The organism is Mycolicibacterium fallax, from assembly GCF_010726955.1.
In the GTDB taxonomy this organism is placed as follows: Bacteria; Actinomycetota; Actinomycetes; order Mycobacteriales; family Mycobacteriaceae; genus Mycobacterium; species Mycobacterium fallax.
On the sequence record NZ_AP022603.1, the window covers coordinates 3,734,168 to 3,757,329 of the forward strand.

A 23,162-nucleotide genomic window follows, 5' to 3' on the forward strand; every position below is an offset into this window, starting at 1 on the left:
GGGTAGGGTCGATGCCCATGGCGACCAAACCCGAGATCGACTTCCCCGACGGCCCGGCTCCCACCGAGCTGGTGATCGAAGACCTGGTGATCGGCGACGGCGCGGAGGCCGTGCCCGGCGGACACGTGCAGGTGCACTACGTCGGCGTCGAGTACGACACCGGCGCGGAATTCGACAGCTCCTGGAATCGCGGCGAATCGATCGAGTTCCCGCTGCGCGGGCTGATCCAGGGCTGGCAGGACGGCATCCCCGGGATGCGGGTCGGCGGCCGCCGCAAGCTGACCATCCCGCCGGCGCAGGCCTACGGCCCGGCCGGATCCGGGCACCGGCTGTCCGGCAAGACGCTGATCTTCGTGATCGACCTGCTCGGCACCGCTTAGTCGGACTGGCCCGGCTGCGGAATGCCGGGCAGTTTCAGCAGCAGTCGCGCCCCGCCCAGCGGGCTGGACTCCAGCGCGGCGGTCCCGCCGTGCAGGTCGGCCTGCTGGGCGACCAGCGCCAGGCCCAGACCGGAACCGGACACCGAGGCCGTCGACCCGCGGGAGAACCGCTCGAAGACCACGGTGCGTTCGGCCTCGGGCACCCCGCTGCCGTTGTCGTCCACGGCGATCTCCACGCCCTCCCGCGACGGCACGGCCGACAACTGGATCCGGGTCGCGTTGCCGTGCTTGACCGCGTTGGCGATGGCGTTGTCCACCGCCAGCCGCAGCCCGGCGGGCAGCCCGATGATCAGCACCGTGGGCGCCGGAACCAGTGACACCTCCAGGTCGGGGAAGGTGCGCATGGCATCGTGGGCCGCCCGGTCCAGCAACTCGGTGATGTCGACGGGCACGTGGTCCTCGGAGGTGGACAGCTCACCCTGGGCCAGCCGCTCCAGCGCACCGAGCGTCGACTCGATGCGCGACTGCGCGCGGATGACGTCGTCGAGCACCTCGTGGCGCTGATCCTCGGGCAGCTCCAGGGTGGCCAGCACCTCCAGGTTGGTGCGCATCGCGGTCAGCGGTGTGCGCAGCTCGTGGGCGGACACCGCGGCGAAGTCGCGCGCGGATTCCAGCGCCGCCTTGGTGCGCTGCTGCTCGTCGCCGAGCCGGGCCAGCACCCCCTCGACCGCCTCGGCGATCTCGACCGCCTCCCACACCCCGTGCACCTGCACCTCGTCGGGCTTGGACTGGGCGTTGATGGCGCGGGCCTGCTGCGCCAGCACCCGGAACGGGTTGATCATCACCACCCACATCAGCCCGCCGACCAGGAAGGTGCCCAGGATGACCAGGCCGCAGATGACGATCACCCGGGTGTGCTGATCGGCGATCCGCTGCTGGGTGTAGGCCAGCGGCTCACCGAGCGCGATCGACGCCTGCCCGGTGGTGAAGGTCCGTACCCGGTAGGGCACCCCGTCGATGCTGGTGTCGGCGTACCCGTTGGGCAGCTCCGGCAGCACCACGTCGCCGGGAATCGACACCGTCGCCGGCCCCAGCCGCACGGTGCGCACCAGGCTGCCCTTGGGGGCGGGCTCGTCGGCGTCGGCGTCCATCGCGGTGCGCAGCAGGGTGGACACGTCGCCGAGGCTGCTGACCGAGTCCAGCCGGCGGTCCAGCTGGCTGTACTGCTCCTTGGTGATCCCGATCCACACCCAGGTGCCGATGGTGAGCACGGTCAGGATCACCGAGAAGGCCGCGACGATCACGATGCTGCGCAGCGACAGCAGCGGCAGCCGCAGCGGCCGGAACAGTCGTTGCTGGCCGGCCACTACTGGGTCCGCAACACGAAGCCGACGCCGCGCACGGTGTGCAACAGCCGCGGGGCGCCGTTGGCCTCCAGCTTGCGCCGCAGGTAGCCGATGAACACGTCGACGACGTTGGTGTCGGCGGCGAAGTCATAGCCCCACACCAACTCCAGCAACTGGGCCCGGGACAGCACCGCGGTCTTGTGCTCGGCGAGCACCGCCAGCAGGTCGAACTCCCGCTTGGTCAGGTCCACGTCGACGCCGTTGACCCGCGCCCGGCGGCCCGGGATGTCGACCTCAAGCGGCCCGACGGTGATGGTCTCCGAGGAGAACGTCGCGGTGGCGCCGCGGCGGCGCAGCAGCGCCCGGACCCGGGCCACCAACTCGGCCAGCACGAACGGCTTGACCAGATAGTCGTCGGCACCGGCCTCCAGGCCGGCCACCCGGTCGTCGACCGAACTGCGCGCCGAGAGCACGCAGACCGGCACGTCGTTGTCCATTGCCCGCAGCGCCGTCACCACGCTGACCCCGTCGAGCACCGGCATGTTGATGTCCAGCACGATCGCATCGGGCCGGTTCTCGGTGGCGCTGCGCAGCGCTTCGGCACCGTCGACGGCGGTGGCCACCTCGAACCCGGACAGCCGCAGCCCGCGCTCCAGCGAGCTCAGCACGTCCGGGTCGTCGTCGACGACCAGCAACCGGGGGGAACCTCCGCCATTGTCCATGGTGGTCATTTTGCCCGATGGTCGCGCGCGGACCCGGTTCCGACGCCGGGGAGGGGCGGCGTGACCTCTTCCTCGCGGAAAGCGCCGCTCGTCGAGTCACGCGAGCCGCACGCCCCGGGGCAGCTTTCCGACCGGCACCCGCAGCCTGCGGGCGGCCAGCGTGAACGCGCCGGCGCCGAGCATCAGGTTGATCCCGAGACCCCAGTACCAGCTCCGGCCCAGGTAGGCCTCGTCGTGATCGCGCCGGCGATGCCAGGCCTCATCATCCAGGTCCGCGCACCGCTGCCCGTCCAGGTAGGGCCCGGACCGGGCCTCCGACAGCAACGACGCCATGTCGAAGGTCGGCGAGTCGTACAGGTCGCGGTCCGGCCGGGGCTCATTTCCCCCGACGATGTCGGCGACGATCAGAAACGGATTCGGCGCCAGCAGCCACCAGGTCCGCTCGGTGTGCTCAACGGTGCGTTGCCGAGTGACTTCCCGGCACAGCGGCTCCGCGCCGCTCGGTGTGTACATGACGTCGGTGCCTGGTACCCGGTGGCTCTGCTGGATGGCCGGCACCAGCAGGCCGAACAGCGCGGGCAGGCCGAGCACCAGGAACAGCACCGCCAACTGCGTCAGCACCGCCGAGGTGGTGGGCCGAGCAGACACCGCGGAAAACCCCAGCCCGATCGCGCAGAAGCAGCCGAACAGCAGCGCGACGACGACGGCGCCCAGCAGGCACCATCCCACGGCGGTGGCGCTGGAGACGCTGGCCCAGATCAGGTACGGCGTGCACGCCAACGGCAGCGCCATGCTGGCCGCCCAGCTGCCCAGCAGCTTGCCGGTGGTCAGCTGCCAGTTGGTGATCGGGGTGGCCTGCACCAGCGCCAGGGTGGCGTCGCGGCGGTCGCCGCTGATCGACGTCGCGCTCAGCGTCGGGGCGATGATGATCCCGAAGAACAGCACCACGCCGACGACCAGGAGATACAGGTACTCCGCCCACTCCACGTACCGGGCGCCGCCGGCCGATACCGCCAGGTACAGCGACCCGAACACGAACACCGAGACCGTCGCGAACAGCCCGGCCAGGCTGGCCCACCACCGCGTCGACCGCACCCGCTGGCGCAGCTCCAACCCGGTGACCACCAGCACCGCTTCCCACCACGACCGCATGCTCAGATCCGTTCCGTGGTCGCCGACAGATACAGCGACTCCAATTCGTTGCCCACCCTGCTGAACTCGGCCACCGCGACGCCCGCGCCGATCAGCCCGGCCAGATACTCGGCGGCGGCCTTGTCGTCGGGGAAGGAGCGGGTCTCGGCCTGCAGGTCGGACTGGCCGACCAGCCGGATCCGCCAGGCGTCCCCGGCGTCGGTCACCGGTGCCGCGGTCCGGCCCGCGGTCATCACCACGATGTCGTCGGCCAGCTCCGAGAGCTCGGACAGAATGTGCGAGGACACCAGCACCGCGGCGCCGTGGCCGGCCAGGATGCGCAGCTGATCCCGCAATTCGATGCGGGAGCGCGGATCCATCCCGGAGGCCGGTTCGTCGAGCAGCAACACCGGTGGCTGGTGGACCAACGCCCGGGCGAAACTCAGCCGCTGCTTCTGCCCGCGGGACAGCTCGTGGGCGGGCCGGTCGGCGAACTCGCTGAGATGCACCAGGGCCAGCAGCTCCCGAGCCCGGGCCCGGGCTCGCGGGGCCGGCAGTCGATGCAGCCGGGCGAAGGCGGTCAGAATCTCGGCGGCGGTCAGGCCCTCCCAGGTGCCGATGGTGTCGGGCATCCAGCCCACCAGCGATCGCAGCTGCCGGGCGGGCAGCGGCCGGCCGTCCCACAGCAGCGCGCCGCGGTGCGGCGCCAGCAGCCCGGCGAGCAGCAGCAGCAAGGTCGTCTTGCCTGCCCCGTTCGGGCCGACCAGGCCGGTCACCCGGCCCGGTGTCAGGGTCAGATCCGCGTGCGCCACCGCGACGTGCGAGCCGAACGAGCGACTCAGCCCCACCGCCTGAAACGTCATGGTCGGCAGCCTAACCGCGCCGCGCGGGGCCGACGGCCGCCGATTTCGGGCCGCTACAACCCGATCCGCCGATACCGGCGCAGCCGCGCGGCCATCCGATCGTCGCCCGGGACCGCCCGCAGGCCGGCCACCTCCGCGGCGATGGTGTCGGCGAGCCGCCGCAGGAACGCCGCCGGTTCCTCGGCGGCGTCGGGCAGCTCGGGCACGATGACGTCGACGATGCCGTTGCGCCGCAGGTCCGCCGCGGCGACGCCCTGGGCGGCGGCCAGCTCGGGTGCGTGCGCGGTGTCGCGGAAGACGATCGCGCTGGCGCCCTCCGGCGGCAGCGGCGCCAGCCAGCCGTTGCGGGCGGCCAGCACCCGGTCGGCGGGCACCATCGCCAGCGCCGGACCGCCGCTGCCCTGACCCATCAGCACCGACACCGTCGGCACATCGAGGGTGACCAGATCGGCCAGGCAGCGGGCGATCTCGCCGGCCAGCCCGCCCTCCTCGGCCTCCCGTGACAGCGCCGGTCCCGCGGTGTCGATCACCAGCACCAGCGGCAGCGCCAGGCCCTCGGCCAGCGCCATGCCCCGGCGGGCCTCGCGCAGCGCGGCCGGGCCGGTCAGCCCACCGGTCACCCGGCGTTGACCCAGCAGCACCACCGGCTGGCCGGCGAACCGGGCCAGCGCCAGCACCGTGGTGCCCGACTCCCCGCGCCCGGTGCCGCTGAGCAGCACATGGCCGTCGGAGGCCGCGCGCAGCAACTGGTCGACGCCGGGCCGATCCGGCCGGCGCGAGGCCAACACGCAGTCCCAGGCCGAACCGTCGGCGCCGGGGACCGCCGGGGCGGTCTCGGTTGGCGGGATCCCCGCCGGCGCGTCCCCGATCACCGCAAGCGCCCGGTCCAGCGCCCCGCGGACCGCGGCGGGCGGCAGCACCGCGTCGACGACGCCGTGGCGCTGCAGGTTCTCCGCGGTCTGCACGCCGGCCGGGAACGGATGGCCGTAGAGCTGCTCGTAGACCCGCGGGCCCAGGAACCCGATCAGCGCGCCCGGCTCGGCGACGGTGATGTGCCCGAGTGACCCCCACGACGCGAACACCCCGCCGGTGGTCGGGTGCCGCAGATACACCAGGTAGGGCAGGTGCGCGGCCTTGTGCCGGGCGACGGCGGCGGTGATCTTGACCATCTGCAGGAACGCGACCGTGCCCTCCTGCATCCGGGTGCCACCGGAGGCCGGCGAGGCCAGCAGCGGCAGACCCGCATCGGTGGCACGAGTGATCGCCTCGGTGATCCGCTCGGCGGCGGCCACCCCGATCGACCCGGCCAGGAAATCGAACTCGCTGGCCACCACCGCCACCGGCCGCCCGGACACCGTGCCGGCCCCGGTGAGCACCGATTCGTCGCAGCCGGTGGCCGCCCGGGCGGCGGCCAGCTCCGCGGCGTACTCCGGCCCGGCCGGCACCGCCAGCGGTTCGGTGTCCCAGCTGACGAATGAGCCGTCGTCGAGGATGAGGTCGCAGAGTTCACGGGCGTTGGTCCGGGCCATAGTCAGAGGTTAGTTACGCTGGCCCGATGATCGGTATCTCTCGTGACGGCAATGTCATGACCCTCACCATGCAGCGCGAGGAACGACGCAACGCGTTGAACTGCGAACTCGTCGACAGCCTGCGGGAGGCGGTCGAGCACGCCGCCGAGCAGGATGTCCGGGCCATCGTGCTGACCGGGGCCGGCCGGGTGTTCAGCTCCGGCGCCGACCTGACCGACCCCGGCGGCATGGCCGAGAAGCTGCCGGACAAGGCGCTGGCGCTGAACCAGGCGATCGACCGGGCCCCGATGCCGGTGATCGGTGCGATCAACGGCCCGACGATCGGTGCCGGGGTGATCCTGTCGATGATCTGCGACCTGCGGGTCGTCGCGCCGGAGGCCTACTTCCAGTTCCCGATCGCCAAGTACGGCCTGGCCCTGGACAACTGGAGTATTCGACGGCTGACCTCGCTGGTCGGCGCCGGGCGGGCCCGCGGCATGCTGCTGGCCGCCGAGCGGCTGACCGCCGACACCGCGCTGGCGACCGGGATGGCCAACCGGATCGGCACGCTGGCCGACGCGCAGGCCTGGGCCGCCGAGATCGCCGGCTTCGCGCCGCTGTCGCTGCAGCACTCCAAGCGGGTGCTCAACGATGACGGCGCCTACGAGGAGACCTGGCCCGAGCACAAGGCGCTCTTCGACAAGGCCTGGCAGAGCAAGGACGTGATCGAGGCCCAGGTGGCGCGCATCGAGAAGCGCGCCGCCAACTTCATCGGCGGCTGATCATGCTGCGCCAGGCGCTCCGGGTGGTCGGCGGCACCGCCGCCGCCGTCACCGGCGGGTGGGCGGTCCGCGCGCTGCACGGCGTGCCCGACGCGCTGGGCGCCAACCCCGCCCGAATCGCCACCGTCGCCGGTGGATCGCCGAACTACCGCGACGGGGTGTTCCACAACCGCGAGCCGTCGTCCACGCTGAGCATCACCCGGGCCGACATGTGGAAGGTCGCCCACGACATGTTCGGCGGCACCGACCACGCGGTGCCCGCACAGATCCCGGTCCTGGCCCCGGATCCGAGCGTGCCGGCCGCCGACCTCGCGGTCACCTGGTACGGGCACTCCTCGGCGCTGATCGAGCTGGACGGCTACCGGATCCTGACCGACCCGGTGTGGAGCGAGCGGTGCTCGCCGTCGCGCGCGGTCGGCCCGGCGCGGTTGCATCCGGTGCCCGCGCCGCTGGACGCGCTGCCGTCGGTCGACGCGGTGATCATCAGCCACGACCACTACGACCACCTCGACATCGACACCATCCGGGGCCTGGCCCGCAGCCAGAACGCCGTCTTCCACGTGCCGCTCGGCATCGGCGCGCACCTGCGCCGCTGGGGGGTGCCCGACGGCCGGATCGTCGAGCTGGACTGGGGGCAGCAGGTCCGGTTCGCCGAACTGCGGATCGTCTGCACCCCGGCCCGGCATTTCTCCGGGCGGTTCCTGACCCGCAACACCACGCTGTGGTCGTCCTGGGCGCTGATCGGGCCGCGGCACCGGGCGTTCTTCGGCGGCGACACCGGCTACACCGCGGCCTTCGCCGGGATCGGGCAGGACCACGGGCCGTTCGACCTGACCCTGATGCCGGTCGGCGCCTACCACCCGAGCTGGCCGGACATTCACATGAACCCGGAGGAGGCGATCCGGGCGCATCGCGACATGTCCGACGCCGGGCTGTTCGTGCCGATCCACTGGGCGACGTTCCGGCTGGCGCCGCACCCGTGGGCCGAGCCGATCGAACGAATGCTGGCCGCCGCCACCGAGGCCGCGGTCACCGCGGCGGTCCCGCGGCCGGGCCAGCGGGTGCGCCGCACGGCGGCCGATCCGGCGACCGACGCGTGGTGGCGGCTCTGAGCACCGACTTCCCACCGGTCAGCGGTTAGAGTCCTGGCGTGACGACATCAGCCGCGACCTCGGCCGGGCTCACCGATCAAGAGGTCGCCGCCCGCATCGCCGACGGCCGCACCAACGACGTACCGACCCGGGCCGCGCGCAGCGTCGCCGAGATCGTCCGGGCCAACGTCTTCACCCGGATCAACGCGATCCTCGGGGTGCTGTTCCTGATCGTGCTGTCGACCGGGTCGCTGATCAACGGCATGTTCGGCCTGCTGATCATCGCCAACAGCGGCATCGGCATCATCCAGGAGCTGCGCGCCAAGAAGACCCTCGACGAGCTGGCCATCGTCGGGCAGGCCCGCCCGACGGTGCGCCGGGTGTCCGGGACCGCGGCGCGGCCGCCCAACGAGGTGGTGCTCGACGATGTCATCGAGATCGGCCCGGGCGACCAGATCGTCGTCGACGGCGAGGTGATCGAGGCCGCCAACCTGGAGGTCGACGAGTCGCTGCTCACCGGCGAGGCCGACCCGATCGACAAGAGCGTCGGCGACCCGGTGATGTCGGGCAGCTTCGTGGTGGCCGGCACCGGTGCCTACCGGGCCACCAAGGTGGGCCGGGAGGCGTACGCGGCGAAGCTGGCCGAGGAGGCCAGCAAATTCACCCTGGTGCACTCCGAACTGCGCAGCGGCATCAACACCATCCTGCGGTTCATCACCTACCTGCTGTGGCCGGCCGGGCTGCTGACCATCTACACCCAGCTGTTCACCAGCGATCTCGGCTGGCGCGAATCGGTGCTGCGGATGGTCGGCGCGCTGGTGCCGATGGTGCCCGAGGGCCTGGTGCTGATGACCTCGCTGGCCTTCGCCGTCGGCGTCATCCGGCTGGGCCGGCGGCAATGTCTGGTCAACGAGCTGCCCGCGATCGAGGGTCTGGCCCGCGTCGACGTGGTGTGCGCGGACAAGACCGGCACGCTGACCGAGAACGGCATGCGGCTGCAGGAGGTCATCGGCCTCGGTGACGACGCCGGTGACGGCTCCGCAGACGCTGCGCTGGCCGCCCTCGCCGCCGCCGATGCCCGGCCCAATGCCAGCATGCAGGCCATCGCCGAGGCGTACCCGGTGGATCCGGGCTGGACCGAGACCGGGTCGGCGCCGTTCAAATCCGCGACCAAGTGGAGCGGCGCCTCGTTCGGGGACAACGGCAACTGGGTGATTGGCGCGCCGGATGTGCTCGCCGATCCGGGTTCGGGCGCCGCAGCGGAGGCCGAACGCATTGGCGCCCAGGGTCTTCGGGTGCTGCTGCTGGGCAGCTCCGACCGCAGCGTGGACACGCCGGATGCCCCGGGCGTGGTCACCCCGGTGGCGCTGGTGGTGCTCGAACAGAAACTTCGTCCCGACGCCCGGGCCACCCTGGAGTACTTCGGGGAACAGCACGTCACGGTGAAGGTGATCTCCGGGGATAATGCGGTGTCGGTCGGTGCGGTGGCCAATTCCCTTGGGTTGCAGGGGGAAACCCTCGACGCCCGGCAGCTCCCCGACGATACCGAGCAGCTGGCCGGGGTGCTGGAGGAGTACACCACCTTCGGTCGCGTTCGGCCCGACCAGAAACGCGCCATGGTCGGCGCGCTGCAGTCCCGCGGCCACAACGTCGCGATGACCGGCGACGGCGTCAACGATGTACTGGCGCTCAAGGACGCCGACATCGGTGTGGCGATGGGCGCGGGCAGCCCGGCCACCCGCGCCGTCGCGCAGATCGTGTTGCTGGACAACAAGTTCGCCACCCTGCCGTACGTGGTGGGGGAGGGCCGACGGGTGATCGGCAACATCGAGCGGGTCTCCAACCTGTTCCTCACCAAGACGGTGTACTCGGTGTTCCTGGCGCTGCTGGTCGGGGTGGTCGGGTTGGTCGCCCAGCTGACTGACGCCGAGCCGCTGCTGTTTCCGTTCCAGCCGATCCACGTGACGATCGCGGCCTGGTTCACCATCGGCATCCCGGCCTTTGTGCTCTCGCTGGCGCCCAACAACGAGCGGGCCAAAACCGGTTTCGTGCGGCGGGTGATGACGGCGGCGCTGCCCTCGGGGCTGGTGGTCGGCATCGCGACCTTCGCCAGCTACCTGATCGCCAACCCGGGCAGCCAGGCTCCCGCGCAGTTGCAGACCCAGGCCTCCACCGCGGCGTACGTCACCCTGTTGATCAGTGCGTGGTGGGTGCTGGCCACGGTGGCCCGGCCCTACCAGTGGTGGCGGGTGCTGCTGGTGGCGGCATCGGCGCTGGCCTACCTGATCATTTTCCTGGTGATCTTCCTGTCCGAGTGGGTCCGGGAAAAGCTGATGCTCGACCCGTCGAACCTGGCGATGATGTCCACCGCGGTGGCGATCGGGGTCGCCGGCGCGGCGGCCATCGAGGGGCTGTGGTGGCTGCAGGGCCGCATCCTCGGCGAACCCCGCCGGTTGTGGCGGTAACGCTGAGTCCGCACAATTGGCGGGCAACAGCAATCCCGGGAAAGGGGACGATATGTCGTTCATCGACAAGGCCAAGGATCTGATCGGCCAGAACGTCGACAAGGTGGAGGCCGCGATCGAGAAGGCCGGCGATGCCATCGACGCGAAGACCGAGGGCAAGTTCGCCGGCGCCGTGGACAAGGCGCAGCAGGCGGCCAAGGACGCCGCGCAGAAGCTGCAGGGCGAGGGCGACACCTCGGCCTGACCCGCCGTCGGGCGGCCTGCCCTCACCCGGGGGCGGGCCGCCTGCCAGAATTGCGCCATGGCGAAGCTATCGGTCTCGGTGGACGTGCCGTTGGATCCCGAGCAGGCCTGGGATCGCGCGGCCGATCTCACCCGCTACAAGGACTGGCTGTCGATCCACCGGGTGTGGCGCAGCACCCTGCCGGAAACCCTGGAGAAGGGCACCACCCTCGACTCGATCGTCGAGGTCAAGGGCATGCCGAACCGGGTGCACTGGACCCTGGTGAATTACAAGCCGCCGCAGTCGATGACGCTCAACGGCGACGGCAAGGGCGGGGTCAAGATCAAGCTGATCGGCCGGGTCACCCCCACCGACGGCGGTTCCATCGTCACCTTCGACATCCACCTCGGCGGCCCGGCGCTGTTCGGGCCGATCGGAATGATTGTGGCCGGCGCGCTCAAGGGCGACATCCGCCAGTCGCTGGACCAGTTCAAGGCCCTCTACGCACCGAGCTGACCGCCGCCCGGCGCTACGGCAGCGGCACCGTCCAGTCCAGCCGGGTGCCGCAGCTGGTGCCCGGCGCGACGACCAAATCGCCGCCGCACTCCTCGGCCCGGCTGGCCAGATTCGCCAGCCCGCTGGGGGTGATGTCGGGGCCGATCCCGACGCCGTCGTCGACGACGGTCACGGTGAGGTTGTCATCGACGGTGACGCTGACGGTGACCGTCGCGGCGTCGGCGTGCCGGACCGCATTCGAGATGGCCTCCCGGACCACCGCCTCGGCGTGGTCGGCCAGCCCGGCGTCGACCACCGACAGCGGGCCGGTCACGTGCAAGGTGGCCCGCAGCGGCGAGTGCCCGGTCATCTGGGCGACCACCTGCTCGAGGCGCTGGCGCAGTCGGGTCACCGTGCCGCCGTGCAGATCGAAGATGGTGCTGCGGATCTCCTGCACCACGCCCTGCAGGTCGTCCAGGGCGGTGGAGATCCGGCGGTGCTGCTCCTCGTGCTCGGCCGACAGCGCGCCCTGCAACGACAGCCCGACGGCGAAGAGCCGCTGGATCACGTGGTCGTGCAGGTCGCGGGCGATCCGGTCGCGTTCGGAGAGCACGTCGAGTTCCCGGGACCGGCGGGCCAGCCGGGCGTTGTCGATCGCGATGCCGGCCGCCGAGGCCAGCGCCAGGATGAGCATCTCGTCGTCGGCGCTGAACATCGCGCCGTCGGCCTTCTCGGTCAGGTACAGGTTTCCGTAGATCTGGTCCCGGCAGCGGATCGGCACCCCGAGGAAGGTCCGCATCGGCGGATGGTGCGGCGGGAAGCCCACCGAGGACGGATGCTGGGACACGTCGGCGATCCGCACCGGTTCGGGCTCGTCGAGCAGCACCCCGAGCACACCGCGGCCCTCGGGCAGCGGCCCGATCTTCCTGCGGGTGTCGTCGTCGATGCCCTCGTAGATGAACCGCTCCAGCATTTTGCCGGACTGTCCGATCACCCCGAGCGCGCCGTAGCGGGCGTCGACCAGCCGCATCGCGGTGTGCACGATCGTGGCGAGGGTCTGCTCCAGGTCCAGCCCGGTGGTGACGGCCAGCATCGCGTCGACGAGACCGTCGCGGATCAGGCCCGGGGCGGCCTCAGCCATGGTTGCGGGGCAGCACCTCGGCCGCCAGCAGCGCGGCCTGGGTACGCCGGTGCAGGCCGAGCTTGGCCAGCAGTCGGGACACGTAGTTCTTGACGGTCTTCTCGGCCAGGAACATCCGCTCGCCGATCTCCCGGTTGGTCAGCCCCTCGCCGAGCAGTTCCAGCAGCGTGCGCTCGGTGGGGGACAGGCCGCGCAGCCGGGCGTCTTCGGGTTCGGCGTTGTCGTCGCGGCGCAGCTTGGACATCAGCGCGGCGGCGGCCCGATTGTCCAGCAGCGACTTGCCGGCGCCAACATCCTTGATCGCCTCGGCCAGTTCCATCCCGCGGATGTCCTTGACGACGTAGCCGCTGGCCCCGGCGAGGATGGCGTCGAGCATCGACTCCTCGTCGGTGTAGGAGGTCAGGATCAGGCAGCGCAGCTCGTCGTGGGCGGCCAGCAGGTCGCGGCACAGGTCGATGCCGTTGCCGTCGGGCAGTCGGACGTCCAGGACCGCCACGTCGGGCCGGGCGGCCGGAATACGGGCCTTGGCCTCGGCGACCGATCCGGCCTCGCCGACCACCTCCAGGTCGGGGTCGCCGCCGAGCAGATCGACCAGGCCGCGGCGCACCACCTCGTGGTCATCGACCAGAAACACCGTGATCACAGCGAACACAGTAACCCGATGCCCGATCGGGGACCTTCGTCTTGGTGTCGGTGACGTTTGCCGGTGGCGCGGCGGCCCCCGCACGGTGACGGTGGAAGGTGGTGGGCCGCCGGTCCGTGACCGGGCTCCGCGGGGGAAGCCCGAGGTCGCCGTGGGCGGCCTGCCGAGTTTTCCCGGCTGCGCGCCGTACGCTGACACCGTGATCAGGTTGCTGCTGAAATTCGTCGTCTTTCTGGCCTCGTCGGCCATCGGGTTGCTGGCGGCCAACTGGCTGGTCGACGGGGTGTCGGTGCATCCGCGGGGGTTTGTCACCGCGGTGCTCATCTTCGCCCTCGCACAGGCCATCCTGTCGCCCTTCTTCGCCAAGATGACCAGCAGGTACGCCTCGGCGTTCCTCGGTGGCGTGGGCCTGGTCTCGACGCTGGTCGCGCTGGCCTTGGCGGCCTGGTTCACCGGCAGTGCTGGTCTGAGCATCGCCGGCGCCGGTTCCTGGATCGCCGCGACGGTGCTGGTGTGGCTGGTCACGGCGCTGGCCACGGTGCTGCTGCCGAAACTGCTGATTGGTAAGAAGGTCGCCGGCCGCTAGCAGCGCGGGCGGCCGGTGCCGTCGGCCCGTACCATCGGCGCTGTGATTCGCCCCGGTTGGCTGGTCGCGTTGTCCGCGACGGTCGTGATGGTGTCCGCCTGGCTGCCCTGGCTGACCACCCAGGCCGGGGGCGGCGGCCGGGTCAGCGCGGCCGGCGGCGCGGTCGGTTCGCTGGCCGCGCCGGACGGTTTCGGCGCCGGGCAGCTGATCCTGCTGCTGTGCTCGGTGTTGCTGGTCGCCGCGGCGATGGCCGCCCGCGACCTGATGCCGCTGACCGCCGCGATCGCCACGCTGGTGCTTTCGCTGGGGTTGTGCGTGTTGATCTGGTGGTACCACCACAGCTCCGTGGGCGGCGCGGTCGGCGCCGGATACGGCTGGTACCTCGGGGCGACCGGCGCGGGTGCCGCGGCGGCGCTGTCGGTGTGGACCCTGGTCGGCGCGCTGCGCTCGCGCTGAGGCGGCGGCCCTCAGCGGGCCTCGTTGATGGCGTTCTTCAGCGCCTCGGAGCGGGTGCCGAACACCGCCTGCACGTTGCTGCCGACGACGATCACCCCGGCGGCGCCGAGTTCCCGCAGCCGGTGCTGGTCGACCGCGGCGGTGTCCCCGACCTCCATCCGCAGCCGGGTGATGCAGGCGTCGACGTTCACCAGGTTGGGTCGCCCGCCGAACGCGGCGATGAGCTGCTCGGCGAGGCTGTCCGCGGCCCCGCCGGCGGTGGGACCGGGCACCGGGTCGGCGAGGTTGGCGCGCTGCTCGGCGTCGAACTCGGCCGCCGGCTCGCGGCCGGGGGTACGCATGTTCCACCGGGTGATCGCCAGCCGGAACAGCAGGTAGTAGACGACGGCGAAGGCCAGCCCCGTCACCAGCAGCAGCGGGACGTTCTTCGCGGCGGGCGCGTTGCCCCACAGCAGCAGGTCGATCAGGCCGGCGGAGAAGGAGAAGCCGAGGTGGATGTCGAGCAGGTACGCAATCGCCAGCGACAGCCCGGTCAGCACGGCGTGCGCCACATACAGCGGGAACGCCACGAACATGAAGGCGAACTCCAGCGGCTCGGTCACCCCGGTCAGAAACGCGGTCAGCGCCGCCGCCGACAGGATGCCGACGGCCACCTTGCGCTGCCGCTTGTTGGCCACGTGGATCATCGCCAGCGCGGCGGCGGGCAGCCCGAACATCAGCACCGGGTAGAACCCGGCGGTCAGCTGCCCGCCGGTGGGGTCGCCCGCGGCGAATCGGGCGAGCTCGCCGGTGACGACGTCGCCGCCGGGCGCCGGGTAGTCGCCGTAGATGAACCACACGTAGGAGTTGACGATGTGGTGCAGCCCGAGCGGAATCAGCATCCGGTTGGCGAAGCCGTAGACGAAGGCGCCCAGCGCGCCGGAGCCGCCGATGAAATGCCCCAGCCCGGTCAACCCGGCGTCGAACAGCGGGTAGCAGTAGCTCATTGCGAACGCCAACACCAGGCACGTCACCGAGACCACGATCGGGACAAACCGGCGGCCGCCGAAAAAGCCGATGTAGGAAGGTAATTCGATGGTGTGATAGCGGTCGAACAGCCAGGCGGTGACCAGGCCGACGACGATGCCGGTCAGCACGCTGTAGTCGATCTGGGCCTGCTCGCCGGCCTTGTCGAGCACCCCGTTGAGCACCACCGGGGACATGCTGGTGAACACCGCGTCCATCACCAGGTAGCCCACCGCGGCGGCCAGCGCGGTCGAGCCGTCGGCCTTCTTGGCGAACCCGATCGCCACGCCGACGGCGAACAGCAGCGGCAGGTGGGTGAACAGCGCCCCGCCTGCCGCGCTCATCGCGGTGAAGAACGGCCCGATCACCGGTGTCTCGATGCGGCCGAGCAGGTCGTCCTGACCGAGCCGGAGCAGGATGCCCGCGGCGGGCAGCACCGCGATCGGGAGCATCAGGCTCTTGCCGAGTCGCTGCAACTGCGCGAAACCGGGGATCTGCAGACCGGATTTCGGTGCCGGCGCGGAGGTGCTCATCCGCGGGAGCTTATGCAGATGCGGTGAAATGGTGCCATTCTTCCGCCAGAGTTGGGGCGGTCGAGAACGAACCCCTTGCCGGATTGGAGCCCGCCGTATGACTGTCACCCCCGTCCTGGCGCCGGTGTCCGGGCGCGCGGTCGCCCTCGCGGACGTCCCGGATCCGGTGTTCTCCCAGGGCATGGTGGGCTGGGGTGCGGCGGTGCAGCCCCGCGCGGGGCTGGTCGACGCGCTGGCGCCGGTGGACGGCAAGCTGGTCCGGCTGATGCCGCACGCCTATGTGGTGCTCACCCCCGGCGGGGTTGGGCTGCTGGTGCACCTGGGCCTGGACACCGTCGCGCTGGACGGTGCGGGCTTCACCCCGCTGGCTTCCCAGGGCGACCAGGTTCGCGCCGGGCAGCCGGTGATCCGCTGCGACGTCCCCGCCGTGCTGGACCGGGGACTCAACCCGATCGTGCTGGTGGTGGTGCTGGACGAGCGGGACCCGGCGCACATCGCGGCCTCCGACCCGGTGCGCACCGGCTCGGACATCGAGGCGGGCGCCGTGCTGTTCGAGGCGACGAGCTAGCCGATGGAAGTCATCCTCGTGCCCGACCCGGCTGCGGCGGGCGCCGTCGCCGCCGACGCGATCTGCGCGCTGCTGGACCGCAAACCCGATGCGGTGCTTGGCCTGGCGACCGGCGGCTCGCCGCTGGCGATCTACGACGAGCTGGCCCGTCGGCACCGCGCCGGGCGGGTGTCCTTCGCCGCGGCGCGCGGATTCACCCTCGACGAGTACGTGGGCCTGCCCGCCGATCACCCGGAGAGCTACCGCAACGTGATCGACCGGGACTTCGTCTCCCGGGTCGACTTTCCCCCCGGCGCCGTGCAGGGGCCCGACGGCCTGGCCGTCGACGTCGAGGCCGAATGCGCGGAATACGAGGCGGCCATCGGCCGCGCCGGCGGCGTGGACCTGCAGATCCTCGGCATCGGTACCGACGGGCACATCGCGTTCAACGAGCCCGGCTCGTCCACCCTACTGGGGTGCAGGCCCGATCGCCGAGCGATATATCCGAATGGCGAGTCCCGTCGGGGCCCCGCTGGCCGCTTGCGCCTGGTACAACCGCGATGTGATCTGGATCATTCCCGGGGCTCATGCCCCGGCGGATCTGGCCGAGGGGTTCTGGTTTGCGTTTGGGCGGCCGGGGATCGGCAGGTCGCTGTTGGCGTTCCAATCCTTGCGCCGGCTGCGCGGGCTGAGTTGGGTGCCGGTCTTCTGTGGGGTCGCGGCGGTGAGGCCGGGCAGCGTCGCCGCGGGCGTCGGAGTCTCCACGGTGAGCTCGAATCCGCCCTGGCCGCTGTTGCCGGTGGCCTCGGCGGCCGCGACGGCGGTGCCCAGGTCGCCGACGGTGATGACCATCGCCATCGCTGCGGCGGCGATTCCGGCCATCGCGGTCCGCGCGGCGGCGTCGCGGATCGTCTTCATGGTGCGACCACATCCTTTGCTCGGTCCGATGGACCGTTTGCTCGATCGGGGCCCGGAGGGCCCCGAGTTGTTCCATTGCCATGGATCAATCCCGGCTTATCTGGATTCATTCCAAATTTTCGGCAAACGTGAGGGGGCTCACGGAAAGCGGGTCGCGGGGTGCGACGGGCGGTCGCCGCAGCCGACGGATACCGGCCGTTGCCGTCGGGTGAAACCGCACCTTAGGAGCGAAATGTGCAGGTCGCGGTCGTGTATCGGTTTGACGGATCGGCTTTTCGCGGCTCTAATGGAAGGCACGAGGCGGCCCCCGGCATCGGAGGCCGAGTGTTCGACTGCCGCCTAATCGACCAGAGGAGGTGAGGTCGCGATGAGTCCCAGCGACGGCGTTAAACGCAATCCGCTGCGACAGCACCGGTCCACCCTGACCCGCTTCCCGGCGGTTTCCTGACCCGCGGCATCCCTTTTCGGATTCGCTGCGGCACCGCCGGTCGAGGTCGGTCCCGTTCTCAGGAGTACCGAGATGACCAACACCGATTTCCGTTCCCGCCTGCGCGCGGCCCTGGACCGCACCCGGGCGCGTTTTCAGCTCAGTGCCGACGAGCGGCACGCCCTGCAGCTGAGCCACACCCCGGTCGCCGTGCTGACGCCGGTGCGCTGGCGCTACTGACCCGCCGCGCCAAACGGCGCCCTCCCTAGCGCCCGGCCGCGACGGTGTGAGACAAAGTTCGGGTGAACCGCGCCGAGCCGGAAACCGCGAACCCCGACGCCGGATACGAGCGGGGACTGTCCGCGCGCACCGTGCAGATGATCGCCATCGGCGGTGCCATCGGCACCGGATTGTTCTATGGCGCCGGCGGCGCGATCGAGCAGGCCGGCCCGGCGCTCATCCTGGCCTACCTGGTCGCGGGGCTGGCGATCTTCATCGTCATGCGGGCCCTCGGCGAGTTGCTGGTGTACCGGCCGGTGTCCGGCAGCGTCTCGGAGTACGCCGAGGAGTTCCTCGGGGTGTTCGCCGGGTTCGCCAGCGGCTGGACGTACTGGGCGGTGTGGACCACCACCTGCATGGCCGAGATCACCGTCGCCGGGGTCTACATCCAGCACTGGTGGCCGGTGATCCCGCAGTGGGTCACCGCGCTGACGGTGCTGGTGGTGCTGTTCGGCGCCAACCTGATCTCGGTGAAGGTGTTCGGCGAGGCCGAGTTCTGGTTCTCGATGATCAAGGTGACCGCCATCGTCGGGATGATCATCATCGGCCTGATCGTGCTGCTGCCGATTTCGGGGTACGGACCGGCCGCCGGCTCGACCCCGGCCAACCTGTGGAATGACCACGGGGTGTTCCCGATGGGGCTGGGCCCGGCGCTGCTGAGCCTGCAGATCGTGGTTTTCGCCTATGTCGGCGTGGAGCTCGTCGGCGTCACGGCGGGGGAGGCGGAAAACCCGAAGGTCACGCTGCGCAAGGCGATCAACACGCTGCCCTTCCGGATCGGGCTGTTCTATGTCGGCGCGCTGCTGGTGATCCTGTCGGTGCAGGGCTGGCGCAACTTCCACCGCGACGAGAGCCCGTTCGTCGCGGTCTTCGAGTACCTCGACATTCCGGCCGCCGCGAGCATCGTGAACTTCATCCTGCTGACCGCCGCGTTGTCGTCGTGCAACTCCGGCATTTACTCCACCGGCCGGATGGTCCGCAGCCTGTCCGAGCGCGGTGACGCGCCCCGCGCCCTGCAGGCGCTGAGCCGCAGGCACGTGCCGCTGCGGGCGATCGCGCTGTCGGCGGCGGTGATGGTGGTCGGGGTGATCGTCAACCTGGTTTCGCCCAAGGAGGCGTTCGCCTACATCACCTCGGTGTCGACGATCGGCATCATCTTCGTCTGGGGCAGCATCCTGGTTGCGCACCTGGTGTACCGGCGCCGGGTGGCCGACGGGCTGCTGCCGGCGTCGGACTACCGGCTGCCGTGGGCGCCCTACACCAACGTTGCGGCGCTCGGCTTCTTCGCGCTGGTGGTGGTGCTGCTGTTCTTCACCGCCGACGGCCGCACCGCGATCGCGGTGGGGGTGGCCTGGTTCGCGCTGATCAGCGGCGCCTATCTGGTCCGGCGGGCCCGCCGGACCGGGTAGCTCGCCGGGTGCTCAGGCCGACGGCAGGTCCCGGATCAGTGCGCCGCCGGCCTGCCACGCCGCGATCACCGAATCCAGCGGGCCACCGTCATAGGCCAGCACCGCGGCGGTCGTCCCGTGCGACAGTTCGGCGGTGATCGCGTCGAGTTCGGCGCGGTCGAACAACCCGGAGGCCGCGCCGTCGAGACCGGCCAGCGCCGGGTCGACGCGGTCGGCGGCCACCGTGCTGGCGACCCCGTGGATGCTGTGCACGAACTCCAGATCCCGGATCTGGACCTGCCCGGCGCCGGCCAACTCGACCAGCAGGATGAAACCGGGGCGAACCGGGTGGGAATCCTTGAACTCGATCGCGATGCGCTGCATCGCTCGTTTGTACCAGGTCCGCTGAACTGGAAAAACGCTGTGGTGCCCCCGGCAGGATTCGAACCTGCGACACCGGCTTTAGGAGAGCCGTGCTCTATCCCCTGAGCTACGGGGGCGCGAGGCGAGCCTACAGCGGCCACCAACCGGAGGTGAACAGCCGCGCTCGCGGTGCCGATGCCCGAGAATGCGACCAACATTGACGCGCGGACCCACGCAGGTGGCCGCCCAGGCGCAAGGAGCACACCAGCGTGAACCGTCGTGGCCCGCTGAACTACCCGGGCAGCACCGTGCTGATCACCGGGGCCAGCTCCGGACTCGGCGCCGAGTTCGCGGTGCAACTGGCCGCCCGCGGCGCGAACCTGGTCCTGGTCGCCCGGCGCGAGGGCCGACTGCGCGAGTTGGCCGCTGCGCTGGCGGCCCGGCACTCGATCACCGCGACCGCCATCGGCGTCGACCTGGCTGTCCCGGGGGCGCCCCGGGTGCTGGCCGATGCCCTGCAGGATCGGGGCATCGCCGTCGATTCGCTGATCAACAACGCCGGGTTCGGCATGGTCGGGGACTTCGCGGAGGCCGATCCGGACCGGCTGGCTGAGCTGGTCGCCGTCAACGTCGCGGCGCTGACCGACCTGTCCCGGCTGCTGCTGCCGGCGTTGCTGCGCTCCGGGCGGGGCATGCTGCTCAACATCGCCAGCACGGCGTCGTATCAGCCGACGCCGGGGATGGCCGCCTACGGGGCGTCCAAGGCCTACGTGCTGTCGCTGACCGAGGCCATCGGCTACGAGGCCCGCGGCAGCGGGTTGCGGGTGCTGGCCTTCAGCCCGGGCCCCACCCGCACCGAGTTCTTCGACGTCGTCGGAGGCACCGAGGGGGCGGCGGTCGGCCGGTTCCAGAGCGCGGCGCAGGTGGTCGCCGCCGCGCTTGCCGAACTGGATCGCACCCACCGGCGCCCGAGCGTGGTCTCCGGCCGGGCCAACGCCGCCACCGCGATCCTGGCCCGCCTGGCGCCGCGCCGCTTCACCCTGTTCGCGGTCGCCCGGGCACTGCGGTGAGGCCTGCGGGATCCGCCCGCCGATCGGGTCAGTGCGCGAAGCTCCCGCGACGGCCCTGGGCGAGTGCGAGCAGGGGCAGATAACCGTGCCGCGGCGCTGCGACCGGATAACCGGTTCGCACCCAGCTCACCGCCCTGTTGACGAATTCGATCATTGGCGTTCCTCGGTCCAAGTGTCGTGCCTCGACGGTGTCACAGTTTCGGGCCGAAGTCGAATTACTTGCCGGTAAGTTCGCAGTTGAGAGTGTTTTTTCCAGAATGGCGGGGACGTTTCGGGGCAAATTGGAATTTGCCGCGCATTGCGTCCGGAATTACCGGAGCTCGGCGATCACCCGGGCGAAACTCTCGGCGTGTTCGATCTGCACGGTGAAATAGCTCAGCCCGTAGCGGGTGCGGTATCCGCGCAGCGTGTCGGCGATCTCGGCCGGCGACCCGGACAGCACGCTGGGCAGCGCCCGCAGCTGGTCGTCGCTGCGGCCGGGGGAGAACCGCCGGGTCAACCGCAGATCCGGTTGGCCGGAGGCGTCGGTGGGCACGGCGGTGATCGCCAGGTTGAGCACCAGGTCGTCGAACCGGTCGCCGGCGGCGTCCCGGATCCCCTGGATCCGGGTGGCCAGCGGGTCGGGGCCGGGCCCGTCGTCGGAGCCGGTCAACCCGATCAGTCCGGCGTGCCGGGCCGCCACCCGCAGCACCCGCGGGCCGTTGCCGGCGATCAGGATCGGCAGGTCGGGCAGCTCGCGGCGCAGATAGCCGGCCACATGCTCCAGGTAGTCCACCCGCGCGCCGGCGGGCGGGAAGGCCAGTTCGGCGGCCTCGAACTCCTCGCGCACGTAGCCGGCGCCCAGCCCCAGATCCAGCCGGTTGTCGCTGAGCGCGGCCAGGTCGGCGGCGTCACGGGCCAGCAGCGCCGGCTTGTAGAAGCAGGCGTTGAGCACGAAGGTGCCGAGCCGGATCCGGCTGGTGACCGCGGCCGCGGCCGCCAGCGCCGGGAACGGCGCGATCGCCCCGAGATGATCGGGCACGTTCAGCACGTCGAACCCGAGATCCTCCAAATACCGTGCGCCGTCGGCCCATTCGCGACTCGAGTCAACCGCACGCACCCCGACACCGAACCGGAAGTCCTTGTCCACCGTGCCGACCCTACGCGGGCGCCGGTCAGCCCAGCAGGGTCAGATACACCAGCATCGCGTTGAGCCCGGTGATCAGCAGCGCAACGGCCCAGCCGAGCGCGCTGGTGATCCGGCGGTTGGCCTGATCGCCCATCAGCGCCCGGTCGCTGGTCAGCCGGACCAGCGGCAGCACCGCGAACGGAATGCCGAAGGACAGCACCACCTGGGACAGCACCAGCGCCCGGCTCGGGTCGACGCCGACGGCCAGCACCACCAGCGCCGGGGTCAGGGTGACCAGTCGGCGGGCCAGCATCGGCACCGACACCCGCAGCAGGCCGTCCATGATCATCGCCCCGGCGTAGGCGCCGACCGAGCTCGAGGCCAGCCCGGAGGCCAGCAACCCGATCGCGAACAACAGCGCCACCGTCGGCCCCAGCGCGTCGCGGACCGCGTAGTAGGCGCCCTCGATGGAGTCGGTGCCCTCGACGCCCTGCAGGTGGGCGGCGGCCACCAGCAGCATCGCGATGTTGACCGCGCCGGCGATCAACATCGCCAGCGCCACGTCCCAGCGGGTGATCTTCAGCAGCCGAGCCCGGTCCGGGCCCGGCTCGGGCCGGCCGTGCCGGTCCCGGACCAGCCCGGAATGCAGGTACACCGCGTGCGGCATCACCGTCGCACCGAGCATGGCGGTGGCCAGCAGCACCGATTCGACACCCTGGAACCGCGGCACCAGGCCGCCGGCGACCTCGGAGGCGGTCGGCGGGTCGACGAACAGGCTGGAGAGGAAGCCGAGCGCGATCACCAGCAGCAGGCCGCCGATCACCCGCTCGAAGGTGCGTTGGCCGCGCCGGTCCTGCACGACCAGCAGCAGCAGCGAGACCGCGCCGGTGATCAGGCCGCCGACCAGCAGCGGCAGGTCGAACAGCAGGTACAGCGCGATGGCGCCGCCCACCACCTCGGCCAGGTCGGTGGCCATCGCGACGAACTCGGCCTGCAACCAGAACATCAACCGGGTGCCCCGGCCGCAGCGGTCGGCGACCGCCTCGGGCAGGGTCCGGCCGGTGACCAGGCCCAGCTTGGCCGACAGGTACTGCACCAGGCCGGCCATCACGTTGGCGGCGACGATCACCCACAGCAGCAGGAAGCCGAACTGGGAACCCGCGCTGACGTTGGCGGCGACGTTGCCCGGGTCGACGTAGGCGATCGCGGCGACGAACGCCGGACCGAGCAGGTATGCGGCGGGCAGCCGGGACCTGCGCGCAGCGGCGGGTGCCTGTCGCGTCACACGCTGCCTTCCTGCCTCGGTCTACCGAAACAGAAAATCTACCGGGCCGGGTATCCCGGCCGGTCATCACATCATGAAGAAGCCGTCATCCCACGGGAACATGCCCGCGCCCATCGGCGGGTACACCGACGGCCGCGAGTCGATCTGGGCGTTGCCGGGCGACTCGCACACCGTGGTCTGGCCGCCCGCCATGCCGCCGCCGGCCTCGGTCGCCTCGCACTGGGGCAGCAGGCCGGGCTCGGCGGCGGCCGCCGGTGCCAGCGTGACGGTCAACGCGGCTCCCGCGGCGATCAGGAACCCCGAAACCACTCCGGCTCGAATCTTGCTCATCGTCATCCTCCAGGTTTCGTCCGGGCAGTCAGTCGGCAGAGTGCAACCCTGCTGCTGAATACCAGGGTAGTTCGGTA

At 71.0% G+C, this 23,162-nt stretch carries 25 protein-coding genes, 1 tRNA gene and 1 pseudogene; 13 read left to right on the forward strand and 14 right to left on the reverse strand.

Going from position 1 to position 23,162, the window contains the following annotated elements; all coding sequences use genetic code 11:
* Positions 1-17: 17 nt before the first annotated feature.
* Positions 18-380, forward strand: coding sequence for an FKBP-type peptidyl-prolyl cis-trans isomerase (locus G6N10_RS17915; RefSeq protein ID WP_085098906.1), 363 nt, complete (start codon positions 18-20; stop codon positions 378-380).
* Here the strand turns inward: G6N10_RS17915 and G6N10_RS17920 are convergent.
* The 5 genes from G6N10_RS17920 to G6N10_RS17940 form a co-directional block, all read right to left on the reverse strand.
* On the reverse strand, positions 377-1,747 hold the full coding sequence (locus G6N10_RS17920; protein WP_109750584.1) for a sensor histidine kinase: 1,371 nt from the start codon (positions 1,745-1,747) through the stop codon (positions 377-379). The two genes, G6N10_RS17915 and G6N10_RS17920, sit on opposite strands and share 4 nt — an antisense overlap.
* Positions 1,747-2,457 carry a two-component system response regulator PrrA gene (gene prrA / locus G6N10_RS17925; RefSeq protein WP_407663998.1) on the reverse strand — a complete coding sequence of 237 codons (711 nt, stop codon included), beginning with the start codon at positions 2,455-2,457 and terminating at the stop codon, positions 1,747-1,749. Before prrA ends, G6N10_RS17920 begins: the two co-directional genes overlap by 1 nt.
* Positions 2,458-2,544: 87 nt before the next feature.
* Complete coding sequence (locus G6N10_RS17930; RefSeq protein WP_085098909.1) at positions 2,545-3,600, reverse strand: ABC transporter permease; 1,056 nt, start codon at positions 3,598-3,600, stop codon at positions 2,545-2,547.
* 2 nt (positions 3,601-3,602) lie between these two features.
* Positions 3,603-4,442, reverse strand: a complete 840-nt coding sequence (locus tag G6N10_RS17935) for an ABC transporter ATP-binding protein (protein ID WP_085098912.1) — start codon at positions 4,440-4,442, stop codon at positions 3,603-3,605.
* A gap of 53 nt (positions 4,443-4,495) precedes the next feature.
* On the reverse strand, positions 4,496-5,971 hold the full coding sequence (locus G6N10_RS17940) for a carboxyl transferase domain-containing protein (RefSeq protein ID WP_085098915.1): 1,476 nt from the start codon (positions 5,969-5,971) through the stop codon (positions 4,496-4,498).
* Positions 5,972-5,997: 26 nt separating this feature from the next.
* Here G6N10_RS17940 and G6N10_RS17945 point away from each other — a divergent pair, with 26 nt between their 5' ends.
* The 5 genes from G6N10_RS17945 to G6N10_RS17965 are packed head-to-tail and all read left to right on the forward strand — an operon-like array spanning position 5,998 to position 11,027.
* A complete protein-coding gene (locus tag G6N10_RS17945) occupies positions 5,998-6,732 on the forward strand; it encodes an enoyl-CoA hydratase (protein ID WP_085098917.1) in 735 nt (244 codons plus the stop codon).
* Positions 6,733-6,737: 5 nt separating this feature from the next.
* On the forward strand, positions 6,738-7,844 hold the full coding sequence (locus G6N10_RS17950; RefSeq protein WP_085099132.1) for an MBL fold metallo-hydrolase: 1,107 nt from the start codon (positions 6,738-6,740) through the stop codon (positions 7,842-7,844).
* Between the two features lie 38 nt (positions 7,845-7,882).
* Positions 7,883-10,288 carry a cation-translocating P-type ATPase gene (locus tag G6N10_RS17955; protein ID WP_085098920.1) on the forward strand — a complete coding sequence of 802 codons (2,406 nt, stop codon included), beginning with the start codon at positions 7,883-7,885 and terminating at the stop codon, positions 10,286-10,288.
* A 52-nt stretch (positions 10,289-10,340) separates the two neighbouring features.
* Positions 10,341-10,532, forward strand: coding sequence for an antitoxin (locus tag G6N10_RS17960; RefSeq protein WP_085098923.1), 192 nt, complete (start codon positions 10,341-10,343; stop codon positions 10,530-10,532).
* A gap of 57 nt (positions 10,533-10,589) precedes the next feature.
* Complete coding sequence (locus G6N10_RS17965) at positions 10,590-11,027, forward strand: type II toxin-antitoxin system Rv0910 family toxin (RefSeq protein ID WP_085098926.1); 438 nt, start codon at positions 10,590-10,592, stop codon at positions 11,025-11,027.
* A gap of 13 nt (positions 11,028-11,040) precedes the next feature.
* Here the strand turns inward: G6N10_RS17965 and G6N10_RS17970 are convergent, their stop codons facing one another.
* Both G6N10_RS17970 and G6N10_RS17975 read right to left on the reverse strand, forming a co-directional pair.
* Positions 11,041-12,147 carry a GAF domain-containing sensor histidine kinase gene (locus tag G6N10_RS17970; RefSeq protein ID WP_085098929.1) on the reverse strand — a complete coding sequence of 369 codons (1,107 nt, stop codon included), beginning with the start codon at positions 12,145-12,147 and terminating at the stop codon, positions 11,041-11,043.
* Positions 12,140-12,790, reverse strand: a complete 651-nt coding sequence (locus G6N10_RS17975; protein WP_085099135.1) for a response regulator transcription factor — start codon at positions 12,788-12,790, stop codon at positions 12,140-12,142. The genes G6N10_RS17970 and G6N10_RS17975 overlap by 8 nt, the downstream gene beginning before the upstream one ends.
* A 199-nt stretch (positions 12,791-12,989) precedes the next feature.
* On the opposite strand from G6N10_RS17975, the gene G6N10_RS17980 reads away from it, so the two are divergent.
* Positions 12,990-13,376 (forward strand): phage holin family protein, encoded by a 387-nt coding sequence (locus tag G6N10_RS17980; RefSeq protein ID WP_085099138.1) that lies wholly within the window; start codon positions 12,990-12,992, stop codon positions 13,374-13,376.
* An 87-nt stretch (positions 13,377-13,463) separates the two neighbouring features.
* Positions 13,464-13,832 carry a hypothetical protein gene (locus G6N10_RS17985; RefSeq protein WP_085099142.1) on the forward strand — a complete coding sequence of 123 codons (369 nt, stop codon included), beginning with the start codon at positions 13,464-13,466 and terminating at the stop codon, positions 13,830-13,832.
* 11 nt (positions 13,833-13,843) lie between these two features.
* Here G6N10_RS17985 and G6N10_RS20770 read toward each other — a convergent pair whose 3' ends face one another.
* Positions 13,844-15,370, reverse strand: a complete 1,527-nt coding sequence (locus tag G6N10_RS20770; protein ID WP_085098932.1) for a PTS transporter subunit EIIC — start codon at positions 15,368-15,370, stop codon at positions 13,844-13,846.
* Between the two features lie 97 nt (positions 15,371-15,467).
* On the opposite strand from G6N10_RS20770, the gene G6N10_RS17995 reads away from it, so the two are divergent.
* The gene (locus tag G6N10_RS17995) at positions 15,468-15,938 is read left to right on the forward strand and encodes a PTS sugar transporter subunit IIA (protein ID WP_085098935.1); all 471 of its coding nucleotides are present in this window, start codon (positions 15,468-15,470) and stop codon (positions 15,936-15,938) included.
* Positions 15,939-15,941: 3 nt separating this feature from the next.
* A pseudogene (locus G6N10_RS20520) lies at positions 15,942-16,382 on the forward strand (6-phosphogluconolactonase); the annotation flags it as partial.
* A 120-nt stretch (positions 16,383-16,502) separates the two neighbouring features.
* Here G6N10_RS20520 and G6N10_RS20525 read toward each other — a convergent pair.
* Positions 16,503-16,835, reverse strand: a complete 333-nt coding sequence (locus tag G6N10_RS20525) for a hypothetical protein (protein WP_085098947.1) — start codon at positions 16,833-16,835, stop codon at positions 16,503-16,505.
* 520 nt (positions 16,836-17,355) lie between these two features.
* On the opposite strand from G6N10_RS20525, the gene G6N10_RS18005 reads away from it, so the two are divergent.
* Entirely contained in the window at positions 17,356-17,502 is a 147-nt protein-coding gene (locus G6N10_RS18005) for a hypothetical protein (RefSeq protein WP_163742572.1), read from the forward strand.
* Between the two features lie 62 nt (positions 17,503-17,564).
* Positions 17,565-18,950 (forward strand): amino acid permease, encoded by a 1,386-nt coding sequence (locus G6N10_RS18010; RefSeq protein WP_085098950.1) that lies wholly within the window; start codon positions 17,565-17,567, stop codon positions 18,948-18,950.
* A 12-nt stretch (positions 18,951-18,962) separates the two neighbouring features.
* Here the strand turns inward: G6N10_RS18010 and G6N10_RS18015 are convergent, their stop codons facing one another.
* Entirely contained in the window at positions 18,963-19,313 is a 351-nt protein-coding gene (locus G6N10_RS18015; RefSeq protein WP_085098953.1) for a hypothetical protein, read from the reverse strand.
* Between the two features lie 40 nt (positions 19,314-19,353).
* Positions 19,354-19,429 (reverse strand) — tRNA-Arg (locus tag G6N10_RS18020).
* A gap of 132 nt (positions 19,430-19,561) precedes the next feature.
* Here G6N10_RS18020 and G6N10_RS18025 point away from each other — a divergent pair.
* Positions 19,562-20,362 (forward strand): SDR family NAD(P)-dependent oxidoreductase, encoded by an 801-nt coding sequence (locus G6N10_RS18025; protein WP_179962852.1) that lies wholly within the window; start codon positions 19,562-19,564, stop codon positions 20,360-20,362.
* 310 nt (positions 20,363-20,672) lie between these two features.
* On the opposite strand, the gene G6N10_RS18035 is transcribed toward G6N10_RS18025, so the two are convergent.
* The 3 genes from G6N10_RS18035 to G6N10_RS18045 all read right to left on the reverse strand — a co-directional run bounded on the left by G6N10_RS18035 (position 20,673) and on the right by G6N10_RS18045 (position 23,085).
* Positions 20,673-21,491 (reverse strand): TIGR03621 family F420-dependent LLM class oxidoreductase, encoded by an 819-nt coding sequence (locus tag G6N10_RS18035; protein ID WP_085098956.1) that lies wholly within the window; start codon positions 21,489-21,491, stop codon positions 20,673-20,675.
* 25 nt (positions 21,492-21,516) lie between these two features.
* Positions 21,517-22,755: an Nramp family divalent metal transporter gene (locus G6N10_RS18040; protein ID WP_234810635.1), complete on the reverse strand. Its 1,239-nt coding sequence runs from the start codon at positions 22,753-22,755 to the stop codon at positions 21,517-21,519.
* 66 nt (positions 22,756-22,821) lie between these two features.
* Positions 22,822-23,085: a hypothetical protein gene (locus G6N10_RS18045; RefSeq protein WP_085099151.1), complete on the reverse strand. Its 264-nt coding sequence runs from the start codon at positions 23,083-23,085 to the stop codon at positions 22,822-22,824.
* Between the last annotated feature and the right edge of the window lie 77 nt (positions 23,086-23,162).